The 1,667-nt window shown below is 70.9% G+C and carries 2 protein-coding genes; both read right to left on the reverse strand.

The annotated features are described in order from the left end of the window. Window positions 1-223 precede the first annotated feature (223 nt). Complete coding sequence (locus tag KUTG_RS01105; protein ID WP_198046945.1) at window positions 224-1,084, reverse strand: class I SAM-dependent methyltransferase; 861 nt, start codon at window positions 1,082-1,084, stop codon at window positions 224-226. 171 nt (window positions 1,085-1,255) lie between these two features. Next, window positions 1,256-1,667 (reverse strand): hypothetical protein (locus KUTG_RS52695; protein ID WP_198046946.1); only part of this gene is annotated, 412 nt, incomplete at its 5' end.

Below are 1,667 nucleotides of genomic sequence, written 5' to 3' on the forward strand. Positions count from 1 at the left end.
GGCGGAGTGGGTGTGTCTGTCGTAGACCATGATCCCGGCGGTGATGCCGTCGGGCACGGTGAGGGTCTGCGCCGCGGCGGGGCCGGTGGCGGCGGTGACGGCGCTCAGGCCGACGGCGAGTGTGGTGGCCAGGGCCGGGATTGTTCGCATGGCACGGAATCTAGGACCCACCACAGTGGACTTGAGCGGTCGTCGGTCCTTTCCTGCCTCAACTGTCGGGAATTCACTCGGCGACGATCGTGAGCACGGGCAGGGCGGCGTTGCCGCGGTCGCGGGCGGTGGCGCTGATCACGTCGGCCTGGGTGACGACGAGGCGGCGGATGTCGTTGGGCAGCAGGGACATCCGCTCGTGGTCGTCCACGTAGTCCAGGCAGGCGGCGATCTCCCAGTCGGCGTCCTGCATGCCGTCGGCGTCGACGGTGTGCGAGTCCTGCACGGTCCACCCGGCTTCGGCCAGCGCGCGGTACACGTCGTCGCGTCCGAAGACCGTGCGAACGTTGCCCTGGCCGCGCGAGCCGGCGGCCTCGATCTGGCCCTGGGTGAGCACGGCCAGCAGGTGCGGCGTCTGCTCCACCGCCGTCGGCCGCAGATCCCATTCGGAGAAGCACAGCCGCCGGGCCCACGGGCGGACGCGGGTGAGGGTGTCGCGGAGCTGCTCGTACGAGGCGAAGTACCAGGAGCACTGGGACAGCACGACGCAGTCGAAGGCGCCCTCGGGGAAGTCGGCCGTCAGCACGTCGGTGGTGAAGCGGATCTCGATGTGGCGGCCGAGGTCGGTGGCCAGCAGGTGCTCGGCCGACTGGCCGAGGGTGACCGGGGCGCCGTAGGACGGGTCGGCGATGTCGATGCCGAGCACGTGTCCGTCCGGGCCGACGGCGTCGGCCAGCACGGCGGTCATGTCGCCCTGGCCGCAGCCGATCTCCAGCACCGACGCGCCCGGCTCGATCCCCCACGTCTCGGCCAGCGCCATCCGGAACCGGGTCTGCACGACCTGACCCGCCAGGTCGGCGGCGCTGGTCGCCATGAGCGCGGCGATCGACTCGGCACGATCCACCGCGTCGGATTCCGCGGGGTCAGCTTGCACGGGGTCAGCTTGCACGGGGCCGGATTGCGCGGTGTCAGCTTGCGCCGGGTCGGATTCCAGGGGGTCAGCTTCCATGGGGTCGGACGCTATCCAGGCCGAGGCCGCACAGCACAGCGAATATACCGGGCAGCGGGTCGCAGTCGGGCACGGGCATGGCGATCTGGGGCAGGATCACCCCATCGGTGCACTGGGCACGAGCCCGATCAGGTAGGCGAGGGTCTCGGGGACCTCGCGTGTGGTGACGCTGCGGTGCAGGAGTTCGAGGTCCGCGCCGTGGGTCTTGAGGTGGGCCAGGAGCGGCTTGTACCGGTCGGAGCGGCCGCGAAGGAGCTCGGTGGTCAGGCGGAGTTCCAACCGCACGCAGTCGATGCCGTCCACGGTGACGTAGTGCCGCCACGGCCCCGGCCCCTGGCACTCCCAGCCGTCGTCGAGGCACGGTGTCTCCACGGTGCTGACGGAGAATTCGACGCCGTCGATGAGGTGAGCGGCGAAGTACTGGTGAGAAGCCGGCAGCCAGCGCGGCTCGGCGATGCACGGGAACCCGGCCAGCGCGTGGGCGCTGGCGTCGACGTCGCGGCGGTGT

Source organism: Kutzneria sp. 744, from assembly GCF_000568255.1.
In the GTDB taxonomy this organism is placed as follows: domain Bacteria; phylum Actinomycetota; class Actinomycetes; order Mycobacteriales; family Pseudonocardiaceae; genus Kutzneria.